This window comes from Mojavia sp. (genome assembly GCF_059505145.1).
This window is the reverse complement of the sequence record NZ_JCACKA010000096.1, coordinates 1-12,137: the sequence shown is the minus strand read 5'-3', so window position 1 is coordinate 12,137 and position 12,137 is coordinate 1. Positions and strand designations below refer to the sequence as shown.

The window sequence follows — 12,137 nt, the reverse complement described above, 5'->3', positions numbered from 1 at the left end:
CGGCTTGCTGGTTAGCCCATTACAGAACATTGCTTCCATCCAGAGTTTTCTGTGGGGTAATTCATGCAACGTGACAGTTATTTAAGAGTCACTCATCTACATTAGGGTTCGCAGAGTATTCTAATAGTTTACTAACCACGCTCTCGATAGCCTCTTGATCTTCTTCTTGAAGCCTTAAATCCGGCGGGAGTTGTTCAGTATTTATAAGAAACGTTGTTAGTTCTGATGGAAAGTTGAGTAAATCGAAGTACGCGTCTATATGTTGCTGTTTAGCTTGTGCCAAGAATTGCAGGAGTCCGTTGATATCTTGATCTGACACAGACACATTTTCTGTTCCCAGTGCTGATTTTAGAGCCTCTGACAACTGAACATCTAGCTCTACTTGCTTAGAACTTGTTTTTGGAGTTTGTTCTATAGGCCGTAACCTACCTTCTAATGGAGGGGTTAGCCGCTCAAGGTGGGTATAATATCTTCCGGCTGACAACAACTTACCTATGTTCACGAACTTCTCAATAAGAGGGTTAGAGGGGATCTGAGGCTCGTAAAGGCTGGGTATTTGACTCAGCAGTTCTGGTTTCCAGGCATGGGGAACAATATCGAGACTATTCCAAATGCGCGTTGTTGTGTTGCCAAGTTTCAGCCTATAGCGTTCTGCAAAATAATAATTGCCTGGTGTAGGGCCAGCAAATGTAACAACCTTTAATCTAGCTCGATTATTTGCATCCCATGTTGATTTTCTCTCATGCAAAGCAAGTGCTAGGACAGGAGACAATGCACCACCTAGACTAGCACCTGTTAGTAAAATCTCTATGTTTTCGTCCGCTTCTTTTAACAGGTCTGTGAGAAAGTCAATGATTGTTGTAGACGAGCCTGGATGTGGCCTCAAGAGATTGTCCAGACCTATCTTAGTTCCCATAGAAATTTTGGGACGAAACTGCGGCTCGTTCTCAGCATAATCAGCCCAATCCGCTAGTACTGCAACGTACAAATCTTCAATCAACCAGTTCTGAAGAGACTTAGGATTTGTACCAGCAACACCAATAACGTATTTATTGCCTTGCTGTGCCACATAAATTGCATTAGTTGCATATTTATTGAACGGAGGCCGAGCCAGATAAACAAACGGCCCCCATACCCGGTTCCACTTCCCAATAACTTCTGTAAGCTTCGAGCTTTCTTCTAGGTAAAAATCTATGCGGCGAGCAAGCAAGCCTTCCAACTCCTGAGCAGGATTTGGAAATATTCCAGGTTCGTCATCAGACGGTGGTACAAGTTGACCAGCAATGCCATTGATTATCCATCCAAGCGCCCACGCTGTCTGCTTCTCAACAAGAGCAAGATTTGGTGCTGTTGTGGTTACCATAGTTTAACTGTTGAAATTTAGTAGATTTTGAACATGAGTCCAGCTTTTCCACTTTCTGTCAACGCATAGACAACTCAGCACAATATTTCACCACAAGACATAAATCTGGGGCACTATACTATTACAGCAGCTATAAGTAAGTGGCTAGCTTTATGTCAATACTGTTCAGTTACAGCAAAAAACATAAAGCTATGTAGGTTAGGTTTTTTGGGTTGCGCTCCGCTTAACCCAACCTACAATTCTTCTTACTGGACTGTATTAGGCTTGATGTGTCTAGTTTGAAAAATGCTTTTGTGTAACTTGCTAGGCTCATATCAACATCCTCTTACATTGATCATAAAAATGCAAGGACAGATAGACACTTAAACAGAAATCTATCAAAAGAGGCAGGATAAAAAACTGAAACCTCAATTGGTACATTTTTATTCTTAGCTAAAAGAAGATTTCGCTACTAAATACCAACCTTTTCTGGCACGGTGATGCCATTACACCCGATTGATGCGATTGCCTTCGGCACTGCCTCTTGGGCAATCACAGATTTCTTGAACCTGCTCCCATTCCTGGGGCATGTACTCGAACGATTTAAAATGCTTTAGCCCAACCGTCAGTTCTCCATCCCAAACTCTTACGGTGCAGCTAAAGTCGTTCACTTGAGTAACAATCGCCCAGCAGCTCCCTTTACCTCTGAGTTCGGAGTTGTCTTTGGCTAAGATTTGGCATACCTCTCCAATCTGTTAGCTTTTGGGTACTTGGGTGCGTTCCATAATTTGTTGCACCCATCTTTAACAATGCGATGAGTGGTACTTTGCCCCCTGCTTGTTGTACTACTGTCTGCTAAACCTCTTGCTTTCGTTGAGATTACGTTAATTAAAGTTTAGCTTTACATTTACTAATCCTTTAGTAGAAGTATATTCCCAACCAAGACTTTTCTTAAGAAAGAGATATTAATTAGAAACTTTATTAAAAATTGTAAGGATAGTACAAAAAATCAACACAAATTTATGCAATCACCAGAAACTCAAACAACAAACTTTGAGAGTACAGCTCCTTTGTCTAAGGATACTACTTCTGATATTAAGCACGAATCAAAAACTGAGCCAATGACGCAGGTACAAGCAGATAGCGTGCTGACCCGTGAACAACTGCCTAACAAGGGATTTCGTATTGCCCTCACCCTGGTTACTAGCGTGATTCTTCTGAGTGTTGCCGCTATTTACTTCGGCATTATTCATCCTTAGTACATTATTACAAAACCGAATGACACGCCCCTTAAAGCTAAATCGATTATAAGGCCTACGGGTGTGGGGTTTAGTAATAAAGGAATGTCAATATCTCTATTGAAAATTCTATTGCTGTAGTAGATAAAAATGTTGAACAACACGCTACTCGAAAAGTTACAGGAGCATTTGTCCAATATCTCTACGCTCCAGCGCTACAAAGAGAATTTGCCAAAATAGGGTTTCGTCCTGTTGATACTGTGATCGCAAAACAACTCAATAGCGATTTTCCTCAAATTAAAACTTTGTTGAAAGTTGAGGATTTAGGAGACTGGAACAGTATTGGGCAGAAATTTTTTAGTGAAGGTGCTATTTTTGACAAAATTCAAGCTCAGAAAGCTCTAAGCTAAATTGCTGAAATTTTTCCACTCTACATTTGACGATTCTGGACTATGAGTCATACTAAAAAAAGGCTCATATCCCTCTTCTGTCACTTTCCTAAAGGGCGATCGCTAGAAGCCTCATGAGGCAATCAATACAAGCTATACTATTAGGAAAAAATAGGTCTTGTATTTGTTCTTAGAAAATAATCGCGCGATTGCCTACGGCACAGGCGTTGCCAATCACTTGCTATACAAAAGCTCTAGAATTCAGAAATGGCAAATGTTTTCGGAGAGTGACAGAAGAGGGATAATTCCAGCGATCGCTAATTATATTTTCCAACAACCATTTGATTGAGGAGATCGTTTAAACTGGGTTGACATTATTGATGAAAACTTATTAATAGGGAGGTGAAGTAATGAACCAGTCTCAGGAGGAAGACAAAAATAAATTCCTTTACCCTCGTGGTCGCTACTACGGACAAGTTAAACCAGAAAACTTAGTGTTTAATGCTAAGTTGCAAGAATTTGCTCAAAAAGTTGCCATGATCACCAGTTTAGAAAGCAATGGTAAGCTTGACCCCAAAGAGGCTTACCAGCAAATTAAGGAACTTTGGAAACAGTTGAAGCACAGTAAGAAGGAACTGGGGATCGGTAACGAACCACCGACAACAGCCTGAAGTTACTTTAATTCCGGGGTAATCACCTCAAACTCATTCCTCCTGAGTGAAACTATAATGTTTTCCTCATCTGAATCTACTTGAATGAGCCATCGGGTGCTTGATTGACCATCTGAGTGTGACTCTCGACCACAAACTACCCCAACTTTTCCAGTTACATAAAAAGGACGTAGAATCAAAACTTTATCTCCTACTTGAACAGGGTCTGGGGTCTGCAATAACGCTCCTAAAGCTGTTAACTCTGAAAAATGAACTTATACAAGTGAATAGCTCTATTTTATATCCTTATCTTAATGAAAGCTTAGTTACTAGCTAATCTTCCTGTTAATGCTTCTTATGGAATGGTTTGATTTGTATGCAGCAAGTACTTGTAGCTAAGAAACAAAATTGATATAAAACAAATTTATAGGTGTGGGATAAACACAACCCACAGGCATCGGAACAAATGACTAGAAATACATACAAGTTTGCTGCTGCTTGGGAAGATGAACCGATTGTATTTGGTGCTTCTAGACCTGGTTACTCCAATCAACAGGTATCTGATTGGATTGAGTTCATGAAAAAACAAAATATCCAACGAGTCTGCTGTCTTCTCCCCCAAAAGCAACTAACTCTTTACTCAAATCTTTTAGGCATATATCAACAAGAATTTGGTAAGCAGCAAGTTTGTTGGGCACCGATTACAGATTTTCAATTCGCTAATTTAGAAATGCTCACCCAAAGAATAATTCCTTTTTTAGTAGCAGCAGACAAACAAAGTGAAAAAGTAGTTGTACACTGTTCGGGTGGTATTGGCCGCACTGGTCATGTGCTAGCTGCATGGTTGGTTAGTATTCGGGGATTCTCCAATAAAGATGCGTTAGCCGCCGTCAAAAGAACAGGCAGAAATCCTTATGAAGCTGCGATCGCATCTATGTTTACTTTTAAAAATCCCTTGAAAGCTATACAGGAACTTAATGTACTTTTAAATGATTGCCGTCTAGTAGTCTGTTCGACTAATCCTGACGAATTTAGTTGACAAAGCTATCCTCTGTATTTGAATCAATTACCAATGTGTCCTTTGAATCATAATTTGAGAAAAATTTTGAACCATAAATTGGAAAAAAGTTAACGAAAATTCAGGCTTTTGCGCCAATCACAAAATTTAACTTTGCATTCACACATGAGAGAGAGTTGAAATTCTGAAGCATAAATAGAGAATGAGTTGAAAAAACACAATTGGACAAAACTTGCACAAAAAATCTCTAAAAAAATTGCTCTAACTTAAACTTTCAATTCAAAATATGGTTCAAATGCCCATGTTATGGTTCAAAACTGTTGTTTTAGTAGATATCTGGGTAAAAATCAAATATTTCATTGTCCTAGCGATCGCTCTGTTGTTGGGCGATCGCTAACCTCAAATCGTAGCTGAATAATAATGATAATCAAGCAGAAGGATTGATACAAACATTGCTCGTATCAGTCTTTTTATCCCCTACACGATAATCATTATTGGTAAAAAAACTCGAATATTAAAAGTGAACTATAAACTGGATACTCATTTCTGAAGCATATCATGAGTTAAAATTTCATTTTTTAGTTCAAATCACACAATGACGCGTAACGCTTGACTTCCACATCTGCGTTAACAACTACAATGGCATGGTTAGCAATGGGTGAACATTTTGATGTTATTAATTTGACCCCCAAAGACCGCAATCTTACTCAACCCCTAGCACCAGTTACATAAGCAACTGTTAAAGGATGTTGAGGATGATTAAAAACCTGCTCTACAGTACCTGATTCAATTAGTTGTCCAATGCCGTCTTGTACCCAAAATAAAGCGACTCGATCTGCAATTCTCTTGGCTTGAGCCAGATTGTGAGTAACAATTAACACAGTATAGCGCTGGCGCAAACTGATAATTAAATCTTCAACAACGTTGCTGGAAATAGGGTCGAGGGCGCTACAAGGTTCATCCAGTAGTAAGACTTCTGGCTGCAAAGCCAAGGCTCTAGCTATGCACAAACGTTGCTGTTGCCCACCAGAAAGAGCTAAAGCTGAAGATTGCAATCGGTCTTTTACTTCATCCCATAGCCCTACATCTTGGAGGCTGGTTTCGATAATCGTATCAATTTGGTAGCGATCGCGGATGCCATGCTCTCGCAAAGGTAATTCCAGATTCTGCCATATTGAGAAAGGAAAGGGATTGGGTTTTTGAAAAATCATGCCGACTTGACGCCGCAAAGCGATGACATTGATTTTGGAATTTACCACTTCTAGACTACCAATGCGGATTCTTCCCTGAACTCGACACTTGGGAATCATATCGCTGAGGCGGTTGAGACAACCCAGGAAGCTAGTTTTTCCACAACCAGAAGGCCCAACCAAAGCCAAAATTTCTCCGGCATTAACAGCTAAGTTGACATTAGCAAGGGCAGTTTTTTGTGCGTATTGCAGAGTTAAGTTCTCAATTTGAATCAACGGTTCAGTAACTGCCAAGATGTCCTCCTCTATATCCACCAGTCCTCATCCAGAAATAACTCTGCTGTGTAACCAACGTTTTGCAATCCACGCTGCTGTGCCATTAATCAACAGCAGTAGTAATAGCAAAACCGATGCACTAGCATAAGCACTCTTATCTCCTCCTGAAACGTTCATTGAGAGATCAAAAATATGAACCGAAAGAGTACGCCCAGAATCGAGGAGCGATTGTGGCATTCGGTCTACGTAACCGCTAGTGAAAATTAAAGCCGCAGTTTCCGCAATAGCCCGACCAACACCAAGCACAAATCCCACAACTAAACCAGGAACAGCAGCAGGTAATAATATCTGAAATATTGTGGTTGTGCGCGAAAAGCCAAGAGCGGCGGCTCCTAATCTGTACTCATTAGGAACCGCTAAAAATCCTTCCTCTGTAGAGCGAATCAAGATTGGTAGCACCATACACGCCAGTGTGAGTCCGCCTGAAATAATGGAAAACCCCAGCCCTAAAATTTTGCAAAACAAGACGTTACCAAACAACCCGAAGACAATCGAAGGTACACCAGCAAGTACATCTAGACTGCGGCGCACTAATCTAGCGAACCAACTATCACTAAGAGTAAATTCTGCTAATAAAACTGCTGTACCAACACCAACGGGCAGGCAAACTGTCATACATACACCAATAATTAAAACGGTAGAAACGAGAATACTGGCAATTCCACCTTCTCTACCCGCATTTTCTGGTTCACTAATCAGAAATTCCCAAGATAAATATCCCATACCGTGCCAGAGGATATCGCTGACTATCCATAAAAAGATGGCGGTAACGAAGGCGGCTGTCGCCCAAACTAAGCTTGTTGCTAGCCACTCTCTAAGAGTGATACGATTGTCTTTGCTTTGTTTTATCTCTGCCATTTGCCTTGACTGATAACTTCAGCGATCGCCACTAAGACCACAATCATTCCCATCAATATCAAACCACTGACAAAGAGCGCACTACGGTGATCCCCTGTGGCATAGGCCATTTCTAAAGCAATATTGGCTGTGAGTGTGCGGATGGGGTCAAATAAGCTTTTTGGAGTCTGTACCACATTGCCACATACCATCAAAATTGCCATTGTTTCACCAATGGCACGACCTGTCCCTAAAATTAAGCCTGTAAATAACCCTGATTTGGCTGATGCAAAAACTACTGTGCAGATTGTTGTCCAACGTGATAAACCTAGTGCAGCAGCACCTTGAATGTAAGAGGTGGGAACTTTTTCGAGGCTAGCATCGGCTACAAGGGCAACTGTTGGCAGAATCATCACCGCCAAAATTGCTATTCCTGCTAATAGGCTTGGCCCTGGTGGATGAATTTTTCCAATCAAAGGAACCAGCACGACTAATCCCCAAAAGCCATACACCACAGAAGGAATCCCCGCTAATAATTCAATGAGGCGGCGATAGAGTTGAGCTACCATTAGCGGGGCATAGAATTGGCAAAAGACAGCAGATAAAATGCCTATAGGAGTAGCAATTAGCACTGCACCAGCCATTGCCAAAAAAGTACCCAGCAACATGGGTGAGAGATTATATAAACCTGCTGTGGGGTTCCAAGAGGAGTCGGTAAAGAAGCGGGATAGTGATATACGACTGAAGATTGGTAAGGATTCGGAAATTAGAAAAACAACAATTAAAAGTGCGATCGCTCCTGCGGTTGTTGTCAAACCTCGTAGTATCCAAATTAACCAAATATCATTGGGCGATTGAGACAAAGTTTTGCTTTTTAACAATGTCACTTACCTGCTGCGATTGTGCAAAGTCAATAAATTCTTTAGCCAGTCCTTGGGGTTCGGTTTTTGTAACCAAGTTAAGCGGTCGAGAAATAGGAAAGCTGCCGTTTTGTACATTAGCTGTTTTTGCTGCTACACCGTTTACAGCTAGCAATTTGATTGGTACTTTATTGGCGGCGCTATTTTCTGCCGAGCCAATGGAAACATAGCCAATAGCATTCGGGTTTCCGGCTACAGTCTTAATTCCTTGCTCATTATCACCAATCACTACTTGTGCTTTGATGTCAGTATTTTTTAGCTTGAAGTAGTGGGTAAACAATTCCAGGGTAGAACGTCCTTCGGCTTTATTAACAACTGTAATTGCTCCATCCTTACCCCCTAGCTGTTTCCAGTTATTCACCTTGCCTGTGTAAATATCTACAATTTGCTTGTCAGTTAGGGATGGTACGGAATTTTCCTGATGGAGAATCACCGTTACTCCATCACGAGCGATGGAAAAGGCTTTTAAATCTTTTTCGTCGGACTTTAAGGCACGGGAAACCATGCCAACATTGGCTACACCTTGACGAGCATCTGCAATACCGCGAGAAGAACCGCCTGATTGCACATCAACTCGCACACCGGAATGTTGCGATTCAAACTTTTTGCCAATTTCTGCTGCTAATGGTGCAACTGTACTTGAACCAGTAAGTACCAATTTTCCTTGTAGCCTATTTGCATCATTTGTGACTGCTTGCGGAGGTTGAGAACAACCTTGCAACCAAATGCTTGTCACTAATCCTATTGCGATCGCCGAAATTTGTGAATGTTTCATCTTCTACCTTTAGATATTCCAGGTTTTAGTTGAACGAGAGAACACAACAACCAAGGTTTAAAGCCTTACCTGTAGCTACTTCGACTTGAGGGGCAAGACGATAGAGAAATGCTTTGCCATCTCGCTCCCACACAACCAATTTGGCTCGACGCAAAACCTGTAAATGATGAGAGAGGAGACTTTGCTCCAAATGCAAAATTGCATTCATCTCTCCAACTCGCTTCGGACTTTCAATTAAGAGTTGTAAAACTCCTAAACGGGTTTCATCTGCCAGTACCTTAAGCTTGTCTACACAATCGATACTTAAATTTGGGCTATTTTGCATTGCCTTGAAAACGATAAGTTTTCGTTGTTTCAGTATAAATAGCAACAATTACAGAGTTGACAATTAAAATTTATTTGCACTTTTTAATAAACGACTGTTCATATGAAATTGTATTCATGCTTAGTATCTCATATTTGGTAACTCTCCGGTTCAACAGTTCTATGCTTGCTTTTTACTCTTGTTCATGAGACTATAAGCTTCATCAAAAATACGCTATTCTGACGGATTAACAGTATTTTACAAGTAGTCACAGTGACTAAAACAAGCAGTAGAAAGTAGAGGACGTAATATATCAGCTTGAGCTTGAACCTACAAAACCAGAAATATACGGTCTGCTTCAGTAGCAAATACATCAAGAAAGCGATGACTATACGACTTGACGAAAAAACCGCCTTTGCCACAACCAGAAGCAACCTGTGAAGAAGTCCTAACTCACTCGAATACACCCGATTGATGCGATTGCCTTCGGCACTGCCCCTTGGGCAATCGCAGATTTCCTGCATCTGCTGACACTCGGCAGGCAAGTAGTTATAAGATTTGAGATGCTGTACCCCAACCGTCAATTCTCCATCCCAAAGCTTTACACTGCAACTGAAGTCATTAACGGAGGTAACAATCGCCCAGCACCCGCTTTTACCCCTGAGTTCGGGGTTGTCCTTAGCTAAGATTTGGCAGACTTCGCCAACTTGGTAACTGTTGGGTACTTTGGTGCGTTCCATTATCCTTTGCACCGCATCTTTAACGATACGATGAGATGGTACTTTCCCCTTGGCAGATTCTACAGCTTGTTGCCATGCTTCAGGCTGAATATCCGGGTCAAGCTTAGACAGTGGCCTGATTTGCCACTCATTAGTCGGCAAAATGTGATCGTTCCGATCACATTTTTGCTCTAAGTTATCAAATATTACTGCTGCATCCATTAGAAGATAAGACTGGCGACGATTATGGCCAAAGCGATCGCGGCAATACTCTTCAAAGGTTTTGTGAGTGGAGCGATATAACTTGCGATCGCGTAATTCCATTAATGCCTTCCCCGCCTCAAAAAATGCCCTCTCTACTTTCCTTTCCAGGAGTAGGCGATCGCGCTGTTCTTCTTGTGTCAACTCTGGAACTTCAACAGCAGTAACGGTAATCGTTGCTGAAGCTGGATCTTCTTGCTGGGAGATATCCTCGTTTACAGAGTTAGCTGCTGAAGTTGAATCGGTAGATGCGGCAGAGGTGGCTTTGTTGCGCTTACGGGGTGGTTTATTCATGATTCTTCCACCTCTTTTAACTCAGTGGCATTTGCTCAAAATTAATTGCAAACAGGTTCTGGGTGCCATGAATAATTACGTAAGCATATTTGCGGTGTATCTCGTAAAAAAGCTAATTAACACCAGACATAGCTCAGTAAAAGAAATTGAAAGGAGAAGATAAAAAATGTTGGGGAGCAAATTAATCATCAAAGCTCACTCCTAAATCTATACCTAAAACTTCTTCTATTTTTCGTAGAGTTTCTTCAGCGACACCACCTAAAACAGCTTCTGCCTCTAGCTGATACCAATAGTTACGAGATATTCCAACTTCTTTGGCCAACTGTGTTACTGGCCGCCCCCTAGCTTCTCTGGCCTGTTTAATTCGCTCACCCAACCCAGGAACATCAACTTCTAGCTTAATAATCCGTCTTACTTTCACAGTCATAGTCGTAATTCCAATTCTAAAAGTATATGTTAATTGTCAACTAAACAGTTGACAACTTGTTAATTAACAGATTACACTATTAGGTATAAAGAAAGCGCCCCGACTGCGAATCAAAAGCGCTTTCTGTTCCATAACAGAACTTACCAATTATGACTCATACCATTTACAGCCATCAACAGCTGCAACTGAAATCCATTGCCCGACTCAAGCAAATCTACAGCGAAATCGGCTGCACAGTCGAAGTAAGCGACAAACGCTGCAAGGATGCATGGATTACCGCAATCATTTCCCATCAGTCCGCCCAGCTTCAGAAGATTGACGAACAAGCCCTCGCCCAAGCCGAACTGAACCGCCACATCGCAGACCAAGCTAACGTGATCGCACCCGACAAATTAACGATAGTCGAAATATCTTTCTACGATCAGGAATACTACGCAGACAACCAGTTGATAGCTGCAATCACCCATGATGCCGATGACTTTGCGACGCAGCGCTGGGTAGTGATGGTGAACGGTGCGGAAGTCCATCGTGCTACTACCCCAATGCAGTGCCACCGCTACATCTGCACACATTACAAAGATGCTTCATTACCAGTACAAGAAGAAGCAGGGGGGCAGGGCGCAGGGAGCAAGGGAGAACAAGATTACCAGCAATACGCAGCACCAGTACAGGACAAAGAATTAGCTAACACTGGTAACGAAATCATGGCGCAGATTTTCAACGAGTGTGAGCAGCACGGGTTGGAATTGCTCGACGATGGAATTTATACCAGTGATGGTGAGAAATTGGGCGAAGTCGGTTGCACAGAGGGCAAATGGTGGGCCATCCGCGCTTCTTCAGACATTCAGCAGAAGGTAGCGTGTGACTCGGTGGAAGAGGCAGTGCGTAGATGCGAAGCAGCTTGTCGTGAGACATCGCTATTGGTGAATCCTGTGTGTTGCGATGAACTCTTAGACAGAGCTTTTGACGAACTGACGACTGACGAATGGTGGAGGCTGCTGGAGTCTGAGGCAGATAACAGTGAGCTAATAGCGGCATAGGGAAAGAGTGGGCATCACACAATTCGCAATTCGCAATTCGCAATTCGCAATTTAATATAACCACCTGCAATTGGGGCAAGCCTCAGTAATTTTGTCCCAATTGCTCAACCATCCTTTCAACCGTCAGCAGATTTATGCAACCTATAATCACGATACCCAAGAACTGGGACTATCCACGCTTTACGTTGGGTGAACGCACACAGCAAGGAATTATCGTTGGGCTTGAGTACTACGCCCAAGACACTTTTCTGGCAGAAGAATATGGACAAGGCTGGCGTTATTCTTTGATCCCACATAAGAATTCCCAAGACTTGCTGCATTACCAAGAGCATCAGATAAAAACGCTTTCACGACAAGAATTATTCTCGCAAATCACTGCTGAAATTGACGCTCATCA

General features: G+C 41.9%; 17 protein-coding genes. 7 read left to right on the top strand and 10 right to left on the bottom strand.

Going from position 1 to position 12,137, the window contains the following annotated elements; all coding sequences use genetic code 11:
• Positions 1–88 precede the first annotated feature (88 nt).
• The gene (locus tag AC5JL8_RS27370; RefSeq protein ID WP_495882834.1) at positions 89–1,363 is read right to left on the bottom strand and encodes a lipase family protein; all 1,275 of its coding nucleotides are present in this window, start codon (positions 1,361–1,363) and stop codon (positions 89–91) included.
• A gap of 485 nt (positions 1,364–1,848) precedes the next feature.
• A complete protein-coding gene (locus AC5JL8_RS27365) occupies positions 1,849–2,013 on the bottom strand; it encodes a hypothetical protein (protein WP_495882833.1) in 165 nt (54 codons plus the stop codon).
• A 351-nt stretch (positions 2,014–2,364) separates the two neighbouring features.
• Between AC5JL8_RS27365 and AC5JL8_RS27360 the strand changes: the two genes are divergently transcribed.
• The 4 genes from AC5JL8_RS27360 to AC5JL8_RS27345 all read left to right on the top strand — a co-directional run bounded on the left by AC5JL8_RS27360 (position 2,365) and on the right by AC5JL8_RS27345 (position 3,640).
• On the top strand, positions 2,365–2,601 hold the full coding sequence (locus AC5JL8_RS27360) for a hypothetical protein (RefSeq protein WP_495882832.1): 237 nt from the start codon (positions 2,365–2,367) through the stop codon (positions 2,599–2,601).
• A 239-nt stretch (positions 2,602–2,840) separates the two neighbouring features.
• Positions 2,841–2,990 (top strand): hypothetical protein, encoded by a 150-nt coding sequence (locus AC5JL8_RS27355; RefSeq protein ID WP_495882831.1) that lies wholly within the window; start codon positions 2,841–2,843, stop codon positions 2,988–2,990.
• Between the two features lie 157 nt (positions 2,991–3,147).
• Entirely contained in the window at positions 3,148–3,318 is a 171-nt protein-coding gene (locus AC5JL8_RS27350; protein ID WP_495882830.1) for a hypothetical protein, read from the top strand.
• 61 nt (positions 3,319–3,379) lie between these two features.
• Positions 3,380–3,640 carry a DUF7219 family protein gene (locus AC5JL8_RS27345; protein ID WP_495882829.1) on the top strand — a complete coding sequence of 87 codons (261 nt, stop codon included), beginning with the start codon at positions 3,380–3,382 and terminating at the stop codon, positions 3,638–3,640.
• 2 nt (positions 3,641–3,642) lie between these two features.
• On the opposite strand, the gene AC5JL8_RS27340 is transcribed toward AC5JL8_RS27345, so the two are convergent.
• On the bottom strand, positions 3,643–3,858 hold the full coding sequence (locus tag AC5JL8_RS27340; RefSeq protein ID WP_495882828.1) for a hypothetical protein: 216 nt from the start codon (positions 3,856–3,858) through the stop codon (positions 3,643–3,645).
• Between the two features lie 227 nt (positions 3,859–4,085).
• Between AC5JL8_RS27340 and AC5JL8_RS27335 the strand changes: the two genes are divergently transcribed.
• The gene (locus AC5JL8_RS27335) at positions 4,086–4,658 is read left to right on the top strand and encodes a protein-tyrosine phosphatase family protein (RefSeq protein ID WP_495882827.1); all 573 of its coding nucleotides are present in this window, start codon (positions 4,086–4,088) and stop codon (positions 4,656–4,658) included.
• A 686-nt stretch (positions 4,659–5,344) separates the two neighbouring features.
• Here the strand turns inward: AC5JL8_RS27335 and AC5JL8_RS27330 are convergent.
• The 7 genes from AC5JL8_RS27330 to AC5JL8_RS27300 form a co-directional block, all read right to left on the bottom strand.
• Positions 5,345–6,142 (bottom strand): phosphate ABC transporter ATP-binding protein, encoded by a 798-nt coding sequence (locus AC5JL8_RS27330; RefSeq protein WP_495882826.1) that lies wholly within the window; start codon positions 6,140–6,142, stop codon positions 5,345–5,347.
• A gap of 6 nt (positions 6,143–6,148) precedes the next feature.
• On the bottom strand, positions 6,149–7,021 hold the full coding sequence (gene pstA, locus AC5JL8_RS27325) for a phosphate ABC transporter permease PstA (RefSeq protein WP_495882825.1): 873 nt from the start codon (positions 7,019–7,021) through the stop codon (positions 6,149–6,151).
• Complete coding sequence (gene pstC, locus AC5JL8_RS27320; RefSeq protein ID WP_495882824.1) at positions 7,009–7,887, bottom strand: phosphate ABC transporter permease subunit PstC; 879 nt, start codon at positions 7,885–7,887, stop codon at positions 7,009–7,011. Before pstC ends, pstA begins: the two co-directional genes overlap by 13 nt.
• Positions 7,844–8,695 carry a phosphate ABC transporter substrate-binding protein gene (locus tag AC5JL8_RS27315; protein ID WP_495882823.1) on the bottom strand — a complete coding sequence of 284 codons (852 nt, stop codon included), beginning with the start codon at positions 8,693–8,695 and terminating at the stop codon, positions 7,844–7,846. The genes pstC and AC5JL8_RS27315 overlap by 44 nt, the downstream gene beginning before the upstream one ends.
• 25 nt (positions 8,696–8,720) lie before the next feature.
• The gene (locus AC5JL8_RS27310) at positions 8,721–9,020 is read right to left on the bottom strand and encodes an ArsR/SmtB family transcription factor (RefSeq protein ID WP_495882822.1); all 300 of its coding nucleotides are present in this window, start codon (positions 9,018–9,020) and stop codon (positions 8,721–8,723) included.
• Between the two features lie 182 nt (positions 9,021–9,202).
• Positions 9,203–10,273 carry a hypothetical protein gene (locus AC5JL8_RS27305; RefSeq protein ID WP_495882821.1) on the bottom strand — a complete coding sequence of 357 codons (1,071 nt, stop codon included), beginning with the start codon at positions 10,271–10,273 and terminating at the stop codon, positions 9,203–9,205.
• 181 nt (positions 10,274–10,454) lie between these two features.
• Complete coding sequence (locus AC5JL8_RS27300) at positions 10,455–10,700, bottom strand: helix-turn-helix domain-containing protein (protein WP_495882820.1); 246 nt, start codon at positions 10,698–10,700, stop codon at positions 10,455–10,457.
• 149 nt (positions 10,701–10,849) lie between these two features.
• Here AC5JL8_RS27300 and AC5JL8_RS27295 point away from each other — a divergent pair, with 149 nt between their 5' ends.
• Positions 10,850–11,740, top strand: coding sequence for a hypothetical protein (locus AC5JL8_RS27295; protein ID WP_495882819.1), 891 nt, complete (start codon positions 10,850–10,852; stop codon positions 11,738–11,740).
• Positions 11,741–11,874: 134 nt separating this feature from the next.
• A partial coding sequence (locus tag AC5JL8_RS27290; RefSeq protein ID WP_495882818.1) for a hypothetical protein occupies positions 11,875–12,137 on the top strand: 263 nt, incomplete at its 3' end.

Excerpts from the sequence above, each read along its gene's own strand:
- AC5JL8_RS27370 (WP_495882834.1), bottom strand. The coding sequence starts at position 1,363 with ATGGTAACCACAACAGCACCAAATCTTGCTCTTGTTGAGAAGCAGACA.
- AC5JL8_RS27360 (WP_495882832.1), top strand. The coding sequence starts at position 2,365 with ATGCAATCACCAGAAACTCAAACAACAAACTTTGAGAGTACAGCTCCT.
- AC5JL8_RS27345 (WP_495882829.1), top strand. The coding sequence starts at position 3,380 with ATGAACCAGTCTCAGGAGGAAGACAAAAATAAATTCCTTTACCCTCGT.
- AC5JL8_RS27335 (WP_495882827.1), top strand. The coding sequence starts at position 4,086 with ATGACTAGAAATACATACAAGTTTGCTGCTGCTTGGGAAGATGAACCG.
- pstA (WP_495882825.1), bottom strand. The coding sequence starts at position 7,021 with ATGGCAGAGATAAAACAAAGCAAAGACAATCGTATCACTCTTAGAGAG.
- AC5JL8_RS27315 (WP_495882823.1), bottom strand. The coding sequence starts at position 8,695 with ATGAAACATTCACAAATTTCGGCGATCGCAATAGGATTAGTGACAAGC.
- AC5JL8_RS27310 (WP_495882822.1), bottom strand. The coding sequence starts at position 9,020 with ATGCAAAATAGCCCAAATTTAAGTATCGATTGTGTAGACAAGCTTAAG.
- AC5JL8_RS27305 (WP_495882821.1), bottom strand. The coding sequence starts at position 10,273 with ATGAATAAACCACCCCGTAAGCGCAACAAAGCCACCTCTGCCGCATCT.
- AC5JL8_RS27300 (WP_495882820.1), bottom strand. The coding sequence starts at position 10,700 with ATGACTGTGAAAGTAAGACGGATTATTAAGCTAGAAGTTGATGTTCCT.
- AC5JL8_RS27295 (WP_495882819.1), top strand. The coding sequence starts at position 10,850 with ATGACTCATACCATTTACAGCCATCAACAGCTGCAACTGAAATCCATT.